This is a genomic window from Sedimenticola selenatireducens (genome assembly GCF_963675335.2).
In the GTDB taxonomy this organism is placed as follows: Bacteria; Pseudomonadota; Gammaproteobacteria; order Chromatiales; family Chromatiaceae; genus Sedimenticola; species Sedimenticola selenatireducens.
Genome location: NZ_CAXXYC010000001.1, coordinates 265,743 through 283,258 on the forward strand (window position 1 = coordinate 265,743; position 17,516 = coordinate 283,258).

The 17,516-nt window shown below is 60.0% G+C and carries 16 protein-coding genes and 1 pseudogene; 14 read left to right on the top strand and 3 right to left on the bottom strand.

All coding sequences use genetic code 11. The annotated features are described in order from the left end of the window. Positions 1-68: 68 nt before the first annotated feature. The 13 genes and pseudogenes from gap to ACHZBF_RS01360 all read left to right on the top strand — a co-directional run bounded on the left by gap (position 69) and on the right by ACHZBF_RS01360 (position 14,510). Entirely contained in the window at positions 69-1,067 is a 999-nt protein-coding gene (gap, locus tag ACHZBF_RS01300) for a type I glyceraldehyde-3-phosphate dehydrogenase (protein ID WP_029133356.1), read from the top strand. A gap of 170 nt (positions 1,068-1,237) precedes the next feature. Then, a complete protein-coding gene (locus ACHZBF_RS01305) occupies positions 1,238-2,419 on the top strand; it encodes a phosphoglycerate kinase (protein WP_029133355.1) in 1,182 nt (393 codons plus the stop codon). Between the two features lie 52 nt (positions 2,420-2,471). Next, positions 2,472-3,905: a pyruvate kinase gene (gene pyk / locus ACHZBF_RS01310; RefSeq protein ID WP_029133354.1), complete on the top strand. Its 1,434-nt coding sequence runs from the start codon at positions 2,472-2,474 to the stop codon at positions 3,903-3,905. A 139-nt stretch (positions 3,906-4,044) separates the two neighbouring features. Then, positions 4,045-5,109 (top strand): class II fructose-bisphosphate aldolase, encoded by a 1,065-nt coding sequence (gene fba, locus ACHZBF_RS01315; RefSeq protein WP_029133353.1) that lies wholly within the window; start codon positions 4,045-4,047, stop codon positions 5,107-5,109. Between the two features lie 219 nt (positions 5,110-5,328). Continuing rightward, complete coding sequence (locus ACHZBF_RS01320; protein ID WP_051302158.1) at positions 5,329-6,600, top strand: BPSS1780 family membrane protein; 1,272 nt, start codon at positions 5,329-5,331, stop codon at positions 6,598-6,600. A gap of 10 nt (positions 6,601-6,610) precedes the next feature. Then, positions 6,611-7,294 carry an RDD family protein gene (locus ACHZBF_RS01325; protein ID WP_051302157.1) on the top strand — a complete coding sequence of 228 codons (684 nt, stop codon included), beginning with the start codon at positions 6,611-6,613 and terminating at the stop codon, positions 7,292-7,294. Position 7,295: 1 nt separating this feature from the next. Next, positions 7,296-8,285, top strand: coding sequence for a stage II sporulation protein M (locus ACHZBF_RS01330; protein WP_029133350.1), 990 nt, complete (start codon positions 7,296-7,298; stop codon positions 8,283-8,285). Next, positions 8,272-9,792: a DUF4129 domain-containing protein gene (locus tag ACHZBF_RS01335; RefSeq protein WP_321527451.1), complete on the top strand. Its 1,521-nt coding sequence runs from the start codon at positions 8,272-8,274 to the stop codon at positions 9,790-9,792. The genes ACHZBF_RS01330 and ACHZBF_RS01335 overlap by 14 nt, the downstream gene beginning before the upstream one ends. Further along, complete coding sequence (locus ACHZBF_RS01340) at positions 9,779-11,005, top strand: DUF4350 domain-containing protein (protein ID WP_321527452.1); 1,227 nt, start codon at positions 9,779-9,781, stop codon at positions 11,003-11,005. Before ACHZBF_RS01335 ends, ACHZBF_RS01340 begins: the two co-directional genes overlap by 14 nt. After that, complete coding sequence (locus ACHZBF_RS01345; protein ID WP_084609995.1) at positions 10,998-11,996, top strand: AAA family ATPase; 999 nt, start codon at positions 10,998-11,000, stop codon at positions 11,994-11,996. Before ACHZBF_RS01340 ends, ACHZBF_RS01345 begins: the two co-directional genes overlap by 8 nt. Beyond that, on the top strand, positions 11,993-13,297 hold the full coding sequence (locus ACHZBF_RS01350) for a DUF58 domain-containing protein (protein ID WP_029133346.1): 1,305 nt from the start codon (positions 11,993-11,995) through the stop codon (positions 13,295-13,297). The genes ACHZBF_RS01345 and ACHZBF_RS01350 overlap by 4 nt, the downstream gene beginning before the upstream one ends. 529 nt (positions 13,298-13,826) lie before the next feature. Continuing rightward, positions 13,827-14,045, top strand: a pseudogene (locus ACHZBF_RS01355) (methyl-accepting chemotaxis protein); the annotation flags it as partial. Positions 14,046-14,141: 96 nt separating this feature from the next. Continuing rightward, positions 14,142-14,510, top strand: coding sequence for a CZB domain-containing protein (locus ACHZBF_RS01360; RefSeq protein ID WP_394707541.1), 369 nt, complete (start codon positions 14,142-14,144; stop codon positions 14,508-14,510). Positions 14,511-14,692: 182 nt separating this feature from the next. Here ACHZBF_RS01360 and ACHZBF_RS01365 read toward each other — a convergent pair whose 3' ends face one another. The 3 genes from ACHZBF_RS01365 to ACHZBF_RS01375 all read right to left on the bottom strand — a co-directional run bounded on the left by ACHZBF_RS01365 (position 14,693) and on the right by ACHZBF_RS01375 (position 16,929). After that, entirely contained in the window at positions 14,693-15,682 is a 990-nt protein-coding gene (locus tag ACHZBF_RS01365) for a serine/threonine protein kinase (protein ID WP_321527453.1), read from the bottom strand. Continuing rightward, positions 15,675-15,932 carry a glutaredoxin family protein gene (locus ACHZBF_RS01370; RefSeq protein ID WP_051302151.1) on the bottom strand — a complete coding sequence of 86 codons (258 nt, stop codon included), beginning with the start codon at positions 15,930-15,932 and terminating at the stop codon, positions 15,675-15,677. Before ACHZBF_RS01370 ends, ACHZBF_RS01365 begins: the two co-directional genes overlap by 8 nt. 103 nt (positions 15,933-16,035) lie before the next feature. Then, entirely contained in the window at positions 16,036-16,929 is an 894-nt protein-coding gene (locus ACHZBF_RS01375) for a phosphoribosylaminoimidazolesuccinocarboxamide synthase (RefSeq protein WP_029133344.1), read from the bottom strand. A 147-nt stretch (positions 16,930-17,076) separates the two neighbouring features. On the opposite strand from ACHZBF_RS01375, the gene ACHZBF_RS01380 reads away from it, so the two are divergent. Further along, positions 17,077-17,514 carry a hypothetical protein gene (locus ACHZBF_RS01380; protein WP_321527454.1) on the top strand — a complete coding sequence of 146 codons (438 nt, stop codon included), beginning with the start codon at positions 17,077-17,079 and terminating at the stop codon, positions 17,512-17,514. The last annotated feature ends 2 nt before the right edge of the window (positions 17,515-17,516 follow it).

The window sequence follows — 17,516 nt, forward strand, 5'->3', positions numbered from 1 at the left end:
GCGCCTCGGGCGTCCCCGGCCTGAAGATCCGATTGCAGTAAATAACAACTTATCTGGAGGTTTTTCTAATGACTATCAAAGTAGGCATTAACGGTTTTGGTCGAATCGGTCGCATGGTGTTCCGGGCCGCCGTACAGAATTTTGACGATATCGAGGTCGTTGGTATCAATGATCTGCTGGATCCCGAGTACCTGGCGTATATGCTGAAATACGATTCAGTGCATGGCCGCTTCAAGGGTGAGATCGCCGTCGACGGCAACACCCTGATCGTCAACGGCAACCGCATCCGCCTGACCGCCGAGCGTGACCCCGCCAACCTGAAGTGGGACGAAGTGGGTGCCGAGGTGGTGGTGGAATCCACCGGCCTGTTCCTGACCAAGGAGACCTGCGAGAAGCACCTTGCAGCCGGCGCCAAGAAGGTGATCCAGAGCGCGCCCAGCAAGGACGACACACCGATGTTCGTGTACGGCGTAAACCACGAGAAATACGCCGGTGAGACCATCATTTCCAATGCCTCCTGTACCACCAACTGTCTGGCGCCGATTGCCAAGGTGCTGAATGACAGCTTCGGTATCAAGCGTGGCCTGATGACCACCGTGCACGCGGCGACCGCTACCCAGAAGACCGTGGACGGTCCGTCGATGAAGGACTGGCGCGGTGGACGTGGCATCCTGGAGAACATGATCCCCTCTTCCACCGGTGCCGCCAAGGCGGTTGGCAAGGTGATACCGGAACTGAACGGCCTGCTGACCGGCATGGCGTTCCGCGTGCCGACCTCGGACGTGTCGGTGGTTGACCTCACCGTCGAGCTGAACAGTGAAGCCTCTTACGAGGAGATCTGTAGCGCCATGAAGGACGCCTCCGAGGGCAAGATGAAGGGCGTTCTTGGCTACACCAACGAGAAGGTGGTCTCCACCGATTTCCGCGGCGAGTCCTGTACCTCCACCTTTGATGAGGAAGCCGGTATCGCCCTGGACAAGACCTTCGTCAAGGTCGTCTCCTGGTATGACAATGAGTGGGGCTACTCCAGCAAGGTGCTGGAGATGGTCCGCGTCATGCAGAAATAGTCGCGTGACTTGGCGGGGCGGGGGAATGCCCCTGAACCGCCGGCAGACGGCGCCCCGGTACGAACCGATCGTACCGGGGCCGTCGGTTACGACCAGAGGCATTAGTTGAAATGCTGGTTTCACCTAATCCCTCTTAAATAATAAACACGCGTTCTCAGGAGATCTTTTCCATGTCCGTAATCAAAATGACCGACCTTGACCTTGCCGGAAAACGGGTGCTGATCCGCCAGGATCTGAATGTGCCTATCAAGGCGGGCAAGGTGGCCTCGGATAAGCGCATTCGCGCCTCCCTGCCGACCATCGAACATTGCGTCAGGGCGGGGGCGCAGGTGATGCTGATGTCCCACCTGGGCCGACCCACCGAGGGTGAGTATGCCGAGGAATTTTCGTTGCAACCGGTAGCCGGTTACCTGAGTGAAGCCCTGGGCAAGGATGTGCGGCTGGTCAGTGATTATCTGGAGACTCCTCCACAGATGAATAACGGCGATGTGGTCCTGCTGGAGAATGTCCGTTTCAATGTGGGCGAGAAGAAAAACGACGAGACCCTGTCGCGCCGCTATGCCGCCCTGTGTGACATCTATGTAATGGATGCCTTCGGTACGGCGCATCGTGCCCAGGCCTCAACCCATGGCGCCGGCAGTTTCGCGCCGACCGCCTGTGCCGGTCCGCTGCTGGCGGGCGAGCTGGATGCCCTGGGGCGGGCGCTGGACAACCCGGCCCGTCCCATGGCGGCCATCGTCGGCGGCTCCAAGGTGTCTACCAAGCTGACGGTGCTGGACGCCCTGTCCAAGATCGTCGATCAGCTGATTCCCGGTGGCGGTATCGCCAACACCTTTATTGCGGCGGCCGGTTACAACGTGGGCAAGTCGCTCTATGAGGCCGACCTGATTCCGGAGGCCAAGCGCCTGATGGCGGCAGCCAAGGCCAAGGGTGGCGAGATTCCGGTGCCTACCGATGTGGTCTGTGGCAAAGAGTTCTCCGAATCGGCCGAGGCGACCGTCAAGCGGGTCGAGGATGTGGCGGACGACGATATGATTTTTGACATCGGGCCGGAGACAGCGGCCCGCTTTGCCGGGATGATGAAATCCGCCGGCACCATTGTCTGGAACGGGCCGGTGGGTGTGTTTGAATTCGATCAGTTTGGTGCCGGTACCCAGACCCTGGGTATGGCAATTGCCGACTCTTCGGCGTTTTCGATTGCAGGCGGCGGCGATACCCTGGCTGCTGTGGATAAATATGCCATTGCCGATCGCGTCTCTTATATATCAACCGGCGGTGGCGCCTTCCTGGAGTTTCTGGAAGGCAAAAAACTGCCGGCTGTCGAGATGCTCGAGTCACGCGCGGCTGGCTGACAACCTGAGGAATCACCGTCTGTGAGGATCGGACGGTGATTCCGGAGAAACTATGTTAAGAAGAACCAAAATATTGGCTACCCTGGGTCCGGCTACCGATGACCCCAAGGTAATGGATCAACTGATTAGTGCCGGGGTGGACGTGGTCCGGCTGAATCTCTCCCATGGTACCCATGAGGAGCACCGGCAGCGTGCCGAGATAGTCCGTGACCGGGCGCGCGCCAGCGGCCGTCAGGTGGGTTTACTGGTGGATCTGCAGGGTCCCAAGATCCGCATCACAGGATTTCGTGAGGGTAAGGTCTTTCTGGAGCAGGGTGATCCATTCATCCTGGATACCCGGTGTGGCCCCAAAGAGGGCGACAAGCAGCGGGTCGGTCTGACATTTCCCGAACTGATCAAGGATGTGAAACGGGGTGACACCCTGGTATTGGCCGACGGGGCCATCGTGCTCTGGGTTAACGAGGTGAATGAGACCGAGATTCACTGCAAGGTGGAGACCGGTGGCGAGCTCTCCAACAGCAAGGGGATCAACAAGCAGGGCGGCGGTCTCTCGGCTCCGGCGCTGACCGACAAAGACAAGCTGGATATCCGGTTTGCCGCCAGTATCGAGGCCGACTATCTGGCTGTCTCTTTCGTGCGCAGTGCCGAGGATGTGGATCAGGCCCGGGCGCTGCTGCGCGAGGCGGGCGGAAGTGGCGGCATTGTCTCCAAGGTGGAGCGGGCCGAGGCGCTGGAGGTGATCGAGGAGATCATCGCCGCATCCGAGGCGATCATGATCGCCCGGGGCGACCTGGGCGTCGAGATTGGCGATGCGGAGCTTCCGGCGGTGCAGAAGCGACTGATCCGCCTGGCTCGTTCGCGCAACAAGGTGGCGATCACCGCCACTCAAATGATGGAATCGATGATTGAACATCCGATCCCGACCCGGGCCGAGGTGTTTGACGTGGCTAACGCGGTCCTGGACGGTACCGACGCGGTGATGCTCTCGGCGGAGACGGCCGCCGGCCGTTACCCGGTGCAGACAGTGGAGGCGATGGGCAAGATCTGCCGTGAGGCGGAGAAGCAGCGCAAGGTGCGTAAATCCCATCATCGTCTGAACAGCGTGTTCGGCCGTATCGATGAGGCAATCGCCATGGCCGCCATGTATACCGCCAATCATCTGGATGTGGCGGCTATCGCGGCCTGGACCGAGACCGGCTATACGCCGATGTGGATGTCACGCATCAGCTCCGGCATCCCGATCTACGCCCTGACCTCACACGTGGCAACCCGGCGCAAGGTGACCCTGTTTAGGGGCGTCTATCCGGTCAGCTTTGATGTCTCCAACGATAGCGCCCAGGATATCAACAAGGCAATCGTGGACGAGATGCTGCAGCGGGGTGCCGTGCGCAACGGCGATCTCCTGATTATCACCAAAGGTGATACCAACGGGGTCATGGGGGGCACCAACGTGATGAAGATTTTACGCGTCGGGGAGCACTGTTGAGCCGGATTGGTTTGTTTTACGAATAACAGAGGGTAAGGGGGGTGCCTCTTCTGTGCCCACCCTACGCGCTTGATTTACTAGACGGACGGGATTTCGTCCGGCGGATTAAACAAAAAATTATCTAGAGAAGGAGAACATCATGCCTCTTATTTCCATGCGACAGCTGCTGGATTATGCCGCCGACCATCAGTTCGGTATGCCCGCGTTCAACGTCAACAATATGGAGCAGGTGCATGCCATCATGCAGGCTGCGCACGAGACCGACAGTCCGGTCATCATGCAGGGCTCCGCGGGTGCGCGTGCCTATGCCGGTGAGACCTTCCTGCGGCACCTGATCCTGGCGGCCCTGGAAGCCTATCCGCATATCCCCATCGTCATGCACCAGGATCACGGCACCTCCCCGGCCGTCTGCCTGCGCTCCATTCAGTCCGGCTTCTCGTCGGTGATGATGGACGGCTCGCTGATGACCGATGGCAAGACCCCATCCTCCTATGAGTACAATGTGGATGTCACCCGCCGGGTGGTGGAGATGGCCCATGCCGGTGGCGTGTCGGTGGAGGGCGAGCTGGGTTGTCTCGGTTCCCTGGAGACCGGCGAAGCGGGCGAGGAAGACGGCATTGGCGCCGTTGGCAAGCTGGATATGGACCAGCTGCTGACCGATCCCGAGCAGGCGGCCGACTTTGTCAAGCAGACCCAGGTGGATGCCCTGGCCATCGCCATCGGCACCTCCCACGGCGCCTACAAGTTCACCAAGAAACCGACCGGCGAGGTGTTACGCATCGACCGGATCAAGGAGATCCATCAGCGCATCCCCAACACCCACCTGGTGATGCACGGTTCCTCCTCGGTACCGCAGGAGTGGCTGGCCATTATCAACAACTTCGGTGGTGATATGGGCCAGACCTATGGCGTGCCCGTTGAAGAGATCGTCGAGGGTATCAAGCACGGAGTGCGCAAGGTCAATATCGATACCGATCTGCGCATGGCATCGACTGGCTCCATCCGTCGCCACCTGCACGAAAATACCTCCAACTTCGATCCACGCAAGTTCCTCAAAGAGGCGACCAAGGGCATGAAGGAGATCTGCAAGGCGCGCTATGAGGCGTTTGGTTGCAGCGGCCACGCATCGAAGATTCGTGCCCGATCCCTGGAAACCATGTTCGGTCTGTACGAGAGTGGCGAACTGGACCCGAAGATCAGCTGATCCGCGATCTTCCAGTCGTTTTTTCGAAGGGGTGCCCAAAAGCACCCCTTTTTTTATGGGAATCAGGATTTAGATTTTTACTCCTATGTCATAGAATCCATCGATAGTGCTCTGTCGGTGGCAAGGCTAGCGGATTGCGGAGGCGAGGAATAGGGCATGGTGAGCGGTCGTCTGGGGCGGCCCGCAACATAACAACGACAACAGGAAGGAGAAAAGATTGTGGTTGAGCACTACCAAGTGATCTATACCGGCCAGTTGCGGCTTGGCACCGAAATAAGCGACGCGATAGAGAATTTTTGCCAACGTTTCAAGGTGTCCGAGGAGAAGGCCAGGAAGGTTCTTTCATCAGCCCGTGAAGTGATACTGAAGAAGGCGCTGGAAAAAGAGAAGGCGGAAAAATACCTGCAGGCGCTGGAGGCGGTCGGCATGATCGTGCGCCTGGAACCGATGGAGCAGACGGCCAAGTCGGATGCACTCTCACTGGTGCCATTGGAGGATGGAGAAGCGGAAGCGGACAGCCCTACCGTGGCCTCGTTGAATACCGGGAAAGAACGCTCCCAGCGGGCGACCCCGACCTGCCCCAAATGCGGCTCGGAACAGCTGGAGAACGACACCTGCCTCAGTTGCGGTATCGTGATACCCAAATACCTCGCTAGACAGGCGGCTGCGGCCGAACAGACCACTTTTGTAGAATCGGCGAGTGAGGCGGAAGACCCCTATGCCGCACCCCGGGCCGAGCTGGTGGGTGAGGCGGAACGAGGCGAGCTGTCCGGCCCGATATCCCGGCCGATAGGCAACGGCTGGCAGTGGATCAGCCGGGGCTTCTGGCATTTCAAGCAGAACCCGCTGGCGTGGATTATCACCCTGGTGGTCTGGGTGGTGCTCTCGGTGGTGCTCAGTCTGGTGCCGTTTATCGGTTCGCTGGTGATTACCCTGGTTTCACCGGTGATCCTGGCCGGCCTGATGCTGGGGTGTGCCGCCCAGGAGCATGGAGGTGACTTTGAAATCAGTCACTTGTTTGCCGGTTTCTCCTCCAGCGTCGGTCAATTGGTGCTGGTCGGTCTGCTCTATCTGGTCGGCTTTATCGCCATTGCCTTTGTAATGGCCATGGTCGGTGGCGGGGTGATGATCGGTATGTTGGGGGGAATGGATGCCATGCAGAATTCCGATCCGGATGCGCTGCAGTCTGCCATGGGGGTTGGTTCGGTGGTGTTGGTGATGCTGGTGGCGTTTGGCCTCTCCATCCCGCTGATGATGGCTTACTGGTTTGCGCCCGCGCTGATTGCGATGGAAGGGATGTCGGCCCTCGCCGCCATGAAAATGAGTTTTTCCGGCTGCCTGAAGAATATCCTGCCGTTCCTGCTGTATGGTGTTGTGGCGCTGGTGATGTTCTTCATAGGCGCCATACCGGTGGGCCTGGGTCTGCTGGTGGTGATGCCGGTAATTACCGCCTCCATGTACACCGCCTATCGCGATATCTATTATCAATGAACGCTGTTTGATGCTCGACACCAGCCGCAGCTATGAGACGCCGGAGGGGATTGCGCTGAGTCTGCGCATTGCCGGACCGGTAGTACGTAGCTGCGCCTGGGCCATTGATATGCTGATCCGCGCCGGACTCTATCTGGCGATTGCCATCCCGTTCTCGTTTCTTGGTGGCCTGGGGTTTGGTATCAGCCTGGTGGTGTTCTTTGTCATCGAATGGTTTTACCCGGTGTTCTTTGAACTGCGACAGGGTGCCACGCCGGGGAAAAAGGCTATGGGACTTGAGGTGATCCATGACAATGGGACACCGGTATCCTGGTCTGCATCGTTGATCAGGAATCTGTTACGGGCGGCCGACTTTCTCCCTTTCTTATATGCCACCGGACTGATTTCGATGCTGTTGAGCCGAAACTTTCAGCGTCTGGGTGATCTGGCGGCGGGCACCCTGGTGGTCTATAGGGACAAGGCCTCCGTGCGTCATGAAATGCAGTCTGTACCGCCCGTCCAGCCGCCCAATCACTTTACCAGTGAAGAGAAACAAACCCTGCTGGCATTTGCCGAACGCGCGCCGCTGTTAACCGCGGCGCGGCGCATTGAATTGGCGGAAATTCTGACCGATCTGAGCGGTCGAAGGGGTGAGCCGGCGGTGTCCGAGCTGCTAGCCTACGCCAGTTGGCTGGCGCAGGGACAAGGGCGCTAGCATGCGGCAACTGGGCTTCGAGCAGCAGCATCGGGACCATTGGGAACGGTTAAGGCTGCTGCTGGATGACCTTGATCGCGCGCGACGCAAACGCCAGCACACGGCTGCTGAGCTGGCATCCCTGCCCAAACTCTACCGGGAACTCTGTAATCACTATGCGATTGCCCGAAGCCGCCACTACAGTCCGGCGCTGGAGCAGCAGTTGCACGAGTTGGTGTTGCGCGGCCATCGCCAGCTCTATTCGGGCCGCAGCGCCGAGCTGTGGCGCCTGGTGCAGTTCATCGCTTATGGCTTTCCCCGCGCCTTGCGCCGTCATATCGGCTACTTCTGGCTCGCGGCGGCACTGTTGACCCTGCCAGGGTTACTGGTGGGCAGCTTCTGCTATCTGCAACCCGAGTTGATCTACAGTGTAATGGATGAGGATCAGGTGGCCGGCATGGAATCAATGTATGACCCGGCGAACCGTAAACCGGGCCGGTCGCTGGAGCGCGGCGCGGAGACCGACCTGATGATGTTCGGTCACTATATCTCGAATAATATCGGTATCGGGTTTCGCACCTTTGCCGGTGGCATGCTGTTTGGCCTGGGGACCGCGCTGCTGCTGCTGTTCAATGGTGTGGTCATCGGTGCCGTGGCGGGTCATTTGACCCGGATCGGTTATCAGGACACGTTTTGGCCTTTTGTCAGCGGTCACGGCGCGTTTGAATTGACCGCCATTGTGATTTGCGGTGCCTCCGGGCTGCTGCTCGGACATGCCCTGATCGCACCGGGGCCGCTGACCCGGCTGGAGGCGCTGAAACTGCGCGCCCGGGAAGCGCTGCCGCTGGTGATGGGGGCCGCCTTCATGCTGCTGATCGCTGCCTTTATCGAGGCGTTCTGGTCCTCCAGTCCGGTGGCCGGTGAAATCAAATATGGCGTGGCCGGTCTGTTCTGGATACTGGTACTGCTCTATCTGGGACTTGCCGGCAGGAAAGCCCATGGAACTGGATAGGATTGCGGTGATCGTTCGTCCCCGCACCTCCTGGGAGGCGGTTGACCTCGGCTTTGCCATGGCCCGGTCCTGGTTTGTTCCGCTCTGGCTGCTCTGGCTGGCCCTGGCACTGCCGGTCTATCTGCTGTCCGCACTGTTTTTTGCCGACCAGCCGTCCTGGGCGATTCTCATCGTCTGGTGGTGTAAACCGGTCTACGAACCGCTGCTTTTGTTCTGGCTGAGTCGCGCCCTGTTTGCCGACAGGATCGGCGCCCGCACCCTGATCCGGCAGGCGTTCAGCGTCATCCGTCCGCAGCTGATCGCCAACCTGACCTGGCGCCGCTTCAATCCGAATCGCTCGTTCAACATGCCGGTGACGGTACTGGAAAAACTCAAGGGCAAGGCGCGAAAAAAGCGCATCGCGGTATTGAGCCGGGGACAGCAGGCGAGTACCTGGCTGACTATCGTTGGGCTGGTGTTTGAACTCATACTGCAGCTCTCCTTCATCTTTCTGATCATCGTCATGCTGCCGGAGGAGTTGCGCTGGCTGGATCTGGACGGCTTTTTGTTTAACCCCGGACCACTGGAGCAATGGTTGCAGCATCTGGGAGACCTGCTCGCCATGTCATTGATTGCCCCGTTCTACGTGGCGGCCGGTTTTTCACTCTACCTGACCCGGCGTACCGATCTGGAGGCGTGGGATATCGAGATCGCCTTCCGCCGCCTGATCGGTAGAAAGCACGGCGGAAGGCAGATCCGTCGTGTCGGGTTGTCGGGCAGGGCAATTATTCTGCTGCTGTGTGGCACGCTACTGTCCGCTGGCTATACATCCGATCTGCAGGCCGCGGCAATGGAGGCGGCAGAGGCGAAGACGGTGATCGATCAAGTATTGGCGGACGAGGCGTTCGGCCAGCGCAAACAAGTGACTTACTGGAAATATATCGGCACAAACGACGAAGCACCAGGCGCCCCGGAGGATTTGCCCTGGCTGGTGAAGTGGATACTGGAAGTGCTGGAGGGTTTCACCCAGGGCTTTGCCGCGTTTGGCAAGGCACTGCTGCTGATCATGGCGGGGGTGCTGCTGGCCTGGTTGCTGTATAAGGCCTGGGCCAATCGGGAGTACCTGGTCATCCGTCAGCCGCCAACCGCAAGGCAGCGGCAGCGGCCGGCCCTCCTGTTCGGCCTGCCGTTGGATGCCGGGTCACTGCCAGCCGATATTGCCGGGGGGTGTCGAAGTTTGTTGCAGCAAGGGGATGTTCGGGGGGGCTTGAGCCTGCTCTACCGGGGCGTGCTGATGGCGCTGCTGGAGCATGACCGCCTGGAGATACCGGACAGCGCCACAGAGGGGGAGTGTATTGAGCGGGTGCGGGCGGTCTGTCCCGAGGACCAGAGTGCATACTTTGTGCGCCTCACAGGGTTATGGATAGGGGCCGCCTATGGCCATCAGGCACCGGATGAGCGGCAGGTGAGCGGGCTCTGCGGTGAATGGGAGCGGCTGTTTGGCCGGGTGACTGATGGTGCGGAATAAGCTGATATGGACGTCGATTGCCGCGCTGCTGTTACTGCTCGCAGGCTGGGGAATACGGTGGTTTTCCGCCAACTTTGAACAGCGTACCCGGGAGGTGGTTGAAGGGATGTCGCCGGCGGCAAAGAGAAACCCGCTGCTGGCGGCCGAGCGTTTCCTGAATCGCATCCATGTGGTAACCGAGAGTGTCAGTGGCCGGGATCGGCTGCTGAATCCACCGGCGGAACCGGGCCTGCTGCTGGTCTACCGGCTGGGCGTGAGCCTGCCGGCCGAGCGCGAGCAGGCACTGCTGGCGTGGGTGAGGCAGGGCGGTCATCTGTTGATCACGCCGCAGGATGCCTGGGACGAAGAGGCGGAAACCAGTGGCAACAGCCTGCTGGATACGCTGGGCGTCCAGCTGGTTTTACGGGACAGCGGGCAGGATCAGTCCGATGAGCCGGATGCGGAGTCGTCCGCCGATGGTTCGGACAAACCAGCGCCGCTACGCTTCGAGATGCCCGGGGTAGACGAGCCGATTGCCGTGGCTTTTAGCGAGCGGCGCGTGCTGTTTGACAGCCTGGGGCACGCGGACTGGAAGGTTGAGACCAACGAGGGTGGGCATCTGCTGCAATACGCGCTTGGACAGGGAAGGATCACGGTGATCAGTGATCTGCAGCCGTTTTCCAATCCGTCGATTGGTGAGCATGATCACGCCCTGCTGCTTGCCCTGCTGGTGGGTGATCAGCAACATGCCTGGCTGCTATACAGCAGCGCCATGCCGGCCCTGCCGATACTGCTCTGGCGACGGGCCCCCGGCCTGGTTATATCGCTGCTCGCGCTGGGGGTGCTGCTGGTCTGGTCGCTGACCCTGCGCAGCGGGCCGGTCAGGTCGGTAGGGCGGCCGGTCCGGCGTAACCTGATGGAACACCTGGCGGCAGTGGGGGGCTACCTCTGGCGCACCGATCAGGCAGCCGGGGCCTTCCTGCATTCCCAGGCGGCGCTGGAGCAGGCATGGCGACGGCGCCATCCGGTGCTGGGGGCGATGGAACAGGCCGCGCGCTGTCAATGGATTGCGCGACATGTCGGGCTGCCCACGCAGCAGGTGGAGCAGGCGCTCTATGGCGAATACCAGGGGGAGCAGGGATTTATCCAGGTGACGGCCATACAACAGAGGCTGGCGGCACAGCTGCGGATACAGAAAGAACAGACTTCAAACGGGGAGAAGGACAGTGGATGAGGAAACGAACGGGACCGATCAGACAGCCGGCGGTTTGTCTCAGGAAATACAGGACCAGGTCCAGGGGCTGGAGCGTGAGGTGCAACGCGCCGTTATCGGCCAGATCCGGGTGATCCGGGAGGTCATTGTCGGTCTGCTGGCGGCCGGGCATGTGTTGGTGGAAGGGGTCCCGGGACTGGGCAAGACACTGCTGGTGCGGGCGCTTGCGGCCGCCGTGGGTGGCCATTTCAGCCGGGTACAGTTCACCCCGGATCTGATGCCCAGCGATATCAGCGGACATGTGATGTTCGATATGAAGCGGGATGCCTTTCGGGTGCGCAAGGGGCCGGTATTCTGTAATTTCCTGCTGGCGGACGAGATCAACCGCGCGCCGGCCAAGACCCAGTCCGCCCTGCTGGAAGTGATGCAGGAGCAGCAGGTCACCATTGAGGGCAACTCTTATCCGCTACAACTGCCGTTTCTGGTGTTGGCGACACAAAACCCGATCGAGCAGGAGGGCACCTATCCCCTGCCACAGGCCCAGCTGGACCGTTTCCTGCTCAAGGTGTTCATCGATTATCCCGCTCAGGAAGAAGAGCAGGCGCTGGTGCAGCATGTTACCAACGGCGCGGTGGGTGATCAGCTGGATATCTCGCAAGTGCAGACGCTACTGCAACCGGACCAGGTACTGAACCTGCAGCGGGCGGCGGCGGGACTGCGGGTGGATGAGCAGATTGTCGCCTACGCGGTGCGGATTGTGCGCACGGCACGGGACTGGAGCGGCGTGGAGGTGGGGCCGGGACCGCGGGGGAGTATCTCCCTGCTGCGCGCCGCCCGTGCCCATGCCCTGTTGGCGGGAAACAACTTCGTCACCCCGGACGATGTGAAGGGGGTCGCGACCGCGGTGTTGCGCCATCGCATGAAGCTGGCCACCGATCTGGAGATCGAAGGCTACCGTCCCGATGATGTACTGGCCGATATCCTGGTTAACGTGGATGCGCCCCGGGTATGACCCCCAGCCGGTCACTGCTCTGGACCGCTCTCGCCGTCAGCCTGACGGCCCTGCTGGCGGTCTTTTACCCGGCACTGTATGACCCCTGGCAGGTGCTGTGCTGGGTAATTGGCGGCGTGCTGCTGCTGGATGCCGTGCTGGCACGAAAGACCCCGGGGATGACGGTCAGTCGTACCCTGCGACACAGTATTCCGGTCGGAGTCTGGTCGAAAGTGGGCCTGACCCTGGAGAATGTGGACTCGCGCCCCCTCAGGCTGTCGCTGCATGACCATTATCCGCCCGGATTCGACAGCCAATCCATGCCCTGTTCACTGGATCTCCCGGCGCACTGCACGGGGCGGGTCGAGTATCGGGTCAAGCCGCTCCGGCGCGGCGATGCCGAGTTCAACGGGTGTGATGTAATCGCCGTGTCTCCACTGGGATTCTGGCGTAAACGGCACTTCTATCCATTGGCCGAACGGGTCAAGGTGTTCCCCGATTTCCAGGAGATCGGGCGTTATGCCCTGCTGGCAACCGATCATCGGCTCAGCCAGATGGGCGTACGGCGGCGCCAGCGGCGCGGGCAGGGTAACGATTTTCATCAGTTGCGCGAATACCGTGCCGGCGATGCCCTGCGTCAGATCGACTGGAAGGCCAGTTCGCGCTATCGCAAGCTGATCTCCAAGGAGTACCAGGACGAGCGTGATCAGCAGGTGCTGTTTCTGCTCGATTGTGGTCGTCGCATGCATCACGAGGAGTCCGGCCGGGTACATCTGGATCAGGCGCTGAACGCCATGCTGTTGCTGGCCCATGTGGCAGCACAGCAGGGGGACGCGGTGGGTCTGCTCACCTTTGGTGGCACCGACCGCTGGCTGCCGCCACGCAAAGGGGCTGGAGTGGTCAGGGAACTGCTGTCGCGTACCTATGACCTGATGGCGGGGCAGGACGCGGCCGATTTCCTGTTGGCCGCAAAACAGCTGATGTCGCTGCAGCAGCGCCGGGCGCTGGTGGTGCTGCTGACCAACACCCGGGATGAAGAGCATGCCGACCTGATTGGAGCGATTCAGCTGCTGAAACGGCGCCATCTGGTGGTAGTGGCCAATCTGCGCGAGTCGATACTGGACGAGGTCCTGGAACGACCGGTGAGTGATCTGGACGGGGCGCTGGAGTTTCATACGGTCAACGAGTATCTGGAGAGTCGGCGGAAGAGTCTGGAGAATCTGCGCCACCAGGGGGTATTGACCCTGGACCTGCAGGCGCCCCAGTTGCCGGTGGCCCTGGTGAATGGCTATCTGATGATCAAGGCGTCGGGTTCACTCTGATCAGGTTACGGGAACAAACTACAGATTACCGGCCAGATGACGCTATAGCAGTTAACAGGGATGGGGGAATACAACAGGACAGAGAGTGGTTGTGCAGGAGGTAGTGATGGCACTGTTTGGCATGGGTGAACAAAAGAGGCGGTTGATTGAGCTGGAAGAGGAGAACAAGCGACTCTGCCAGGAGATGGAGCGATACAGGGCTGAACTGGCGGCCCGGAATGAAGAGCTGGAGCGCCTGCGGGTTAGCGCTGGTATGGAGGCGCAACTGGATAGCCTGATGCGCTATGAGAATGAAAACCTGAAACTGGGGCTGGTGGATATCCAGGGAAACCTGGCAGGATCGGTTGGTGCCGCCAAACACTCACTGGCCGGATTCGGTGAAATCAACCGGGAATTCAAGACACTTTCCAGTCATATTCAGCAGATCACCGCGGATCTTGGCAATCTTTCTGAGGTGTCAGAGCGGTCTGGTGAATCGGTGTCGGATATGTCTTCCCGGGCCGGTGAGATCAGCTCTATTCTGGCCCTGATCAAGGGGATTGCCGAGCAGACCAACCTGCTGGCGCTCAATGCGGCTATTGAGGCGGCACGTGCCGGTGAACAGGGGCGTGGCTTTGCCGTGGTTGCCGATGAAGTACGTGGATTGGCCGACAAGACCCAGGCGGCGATTACCGAAATCAATGATGTGATTCAGACGATGCAGGACAACGTCAAGTCGGTCTCCCAGGCATCGGTACAGGTGATCGAGAAGGTGGGCAAGGTCACGGTGGCGGTCAGTGGTTTTCAGCAGGATCTGGGCAAGATGGGGAGTGGGGTGCAGTCCTATTTTGATGATGTCACCCTGATGACTGACAACGTTTTTCTCAGTCTGGCCAAGCTGGATCATGTGCTCTGGAAGGTCAATACCTACCTCTCGGTCAATATGAACGAACCGGCCTTTAATTTCGTGGATCATCACAACTGTCGTCTGGGCAAGTGGTATTACGAAGGGGACGGCAAGGAGTATTTCTCCCATTCAAATCACTATAAGCAGATTGAGCAGCCTCACTCGGTAGTTCATCAGGGAACCAAAGGGGTGTTTGAACTGCTGGGCGGGGAACAGCGTGATTATCCGGCCCTGTTGCAGGCGTTTCACGTGATGGAGGAGAACAGCCAGAAGGTGTTTGAAATGCTCGACCGGGTAGAGGCGGATGCCAAGCAGGACGGGCGATAATCTGCATATTCGGCGACTCGATCCAGGCCCGCCTCCAGCGCTGCTAAGCATAGGGCACACCGCCCGCCCTATGATTCTTGATCATCCGGTGCCGGTTGGCTTGTGAATCGCACCGTTGCCGGAATCCCGGCCAGGTACGCTGAGCCATTCGGGCGAAATCCGGGGCGCCATAGCGGTGTGTCTTAATAGAGCGGCAGCGGCGGCTCATCCAGCAACCTGAGCTGCTGCTCCAGCTCGCCCAGATGAGCTTGCCAGTATTGATGGGTATGAAACCAGGGAAAGGCCTGGGGAAAGGCTGGATCGCACCAGCGTCGTGCCAGCCAGGCGGCATAATGGATCATGCGCAGGGTGCGCAGTGGTTCGATCAGTGCGACCTCCCGTCCATCCAGTTCCCGGAAGGTTTCATAGCCCTCGCGGATATAACTTAATTGCAGCGCCATCTCCTGGCGGTCACCGGACAACAGCATCCACAGGTCCTGAATCGCCGGGCCACTGCGGCAGTCATCCATGTCCACGAAGTGCGGACCCTGCTCGGTCCAGAGAATGTTGCCCGGATGGCAGTCACCATGCAGGCGGATCACCCGGCAATCCCGAGTGGCGGCAAACGCCTCGTCGATGCGCTGCTGCAGCGCTTCGGTGATTCGCCGGTAGCCTGATTCCAGCTCGAGTGGTATACAGCCCTCGGCCAACAGGTCGTCAGCAGATGCCCGGCCCATCTGGTCCGGGTCGATGATGGGGCGATGCTTGAACGGCTGGGCCGCGCCGAGCAGGTGGATGCGGGCGATGAAGCGGCCGATCCACTCCAGGTTGTCGGGGTTTTCCAGCTCCGGCCAGCGCCCGCCACGACGGGGGAACAGGGCAAAACGGTAACCCTGGAAGCGGTGCAGGGTGCTGCCCTGGGCATCCGTCAGGGGTGCTACCACCGGGATCTCATCGGCGGCCAGTGCCAGGGTGAAGTTATGCTCCTCCTGGATGCTGGCATCACTCCAACGCTCTGGCCGATAGAATTTGGCCACCAGGGGTGGTGCCTCGTCCATGCCGATCTGATAGACCCGGTTTTCGTAACTGTTCAGCGCCAGCATGCCCCCGCTCGGCTGATAGCCGACGGATTCCAGTGCGCAGAGGATGGTTTCGGGTGTCAGGTCGGCGTAGGGTGTTTGCGCCTCAGACATCGAATCCCGCCTGGCGCAGCGCCCGCTGCAGCTGGCGCGGTTCGAAGCCCTGGATCTGTTGTTCGCCGACCGTGATCAGCGGCACGCCGCGCCCGCCGGCGCGCATGAAGTCGAGCTGGGCGCGTCGGTTACGCTCCACGTCCTGCTCTGTAAAAGGGATATGGTGCTCCTGCAGATATGCCTTGGCGCGCCGGCAGTGGCTGCAGTTGCGGCTGCTGTAGAGGGTGATGCGTGTCTGTCGCTTTTTCATGGTTCAAATCACCCGGTGAGTGTGGGCCGGTGTCACTCCATTCGATTTCGCAGGGTGGATAAGCCGGTAGGCGTACCCACCCTGCGTGGTTCTGACCCAGGGATCAACGGCCAGTCAGGATGCTTTCGGCCTCGCGGTATTTTTCGGCAGTCCTGCTGATTACCTCGTCCGGCAGTACCGGTCCCGGCGGGGTTTTGTCCCAGTCCAGTGTCTCCAGGTAATCGCGTACAAACTGCTTGTCGAAACTCGGCGGGCTGATGCCTGGCTGGTACTGGTCGGCTGGCCAGAAACGGGAGGAGTCGGGGGTCAGCACCTCATCGATCAGATAAAGCTGGCCCTGGTCATCCAGGCCGAATTCGAATTTGGTGTCGGCGATGATAATGCCTTTCTGCAGCGCGTAGTCGGCGCACTCGCTGTAAATGCGCAGGCTCGCCTCGCGCACCCGATTGGCCATCTCTTCGCCAATCAGCTCCACCATCTGGTCGAAGCTGATGTTCTCATCATGATCGCCCACTTCGGCCTTGGACGAAGGGGTAAAGATCGGTTCCGGCAACTTGTCGGCCTGGCGCAGTCCCTCCGGCAGGCGGATACCGCAAACTTCGCCGGTTTTCTGATAATCCTTCCAGCCTGAACCGATGATATAGCCGCGCACAATCGCTTCCACCGGCAGGGGTTTCAGCTTGCGTACCACGATGGCCCGGTCACCCAGCATGGCCCGCTGGGCGGGGTCCGGTACCACCTGCTCCAACGGCAGATCAGACAGGTGATTGGGCAGTATGGAGCGGGTGCGCTCGAACCAGAAGTTGGCTACCCGGGTCAGCACCTCGCCCTTGCCGGGGATCGGTTGTGGCAGCACCACATCGAAGGCCGACAAGCGGTCGCTGGCGACGATCAGCATGTGCCCCTCGTCGATATCAAAAATATCCCTCACCTTGCCGCGGTTCAGCAGCTTCAGGTGGGGCAGATCGGTCTCAAACAGTGCGTCAGCTTGGCTCATAGTAGTGAAACTTGGTGACTGAAAAGGGGGAGCGATTATACCCTGAACCTGCGGCTCTTTATAATCCCTTAATACATTTTGATTACAAATTATCCGATTGCTGTGGGAGACTGCAGCAGTGCTGACGGAAGCGGGAACCTGGGTACTATGACTGTAGAAGATAGCGAATTCATGTCCGCCTTTCGCGGAAGCTTCACCTCGGCGCTGCGCTGGCCGCAGCTGGATGCGCTCTGGGATCTGTTGCGCACGGACAGTGGCGCTGACTGGTTTATCTATGCAGTGGGCGAGTCTCCACCGGAAATTCCCGCAACCCCGGAGGAACTGCTGCGTTTTATCGATCAGATGGACCGGTTCCTGCGCCGGGAACACGATGAAGATTACTGCGGAATTGTCTATGCCGATAATCTGCAGCAGCCGACCTTTATCAAGATTTATGATCCGCACAATCTGGGCGTCTCCTGCGGCTACAGTGACAACCCGCCGTTGCCGGGTTGGGTATTGAGTAAAATCCCTCCCTGTGATCTCCCTTCGACCCGTGTCCTGCCGAACAATCGCAAACGCTGGTGGCGGCAGCTATTTGGCTAAGG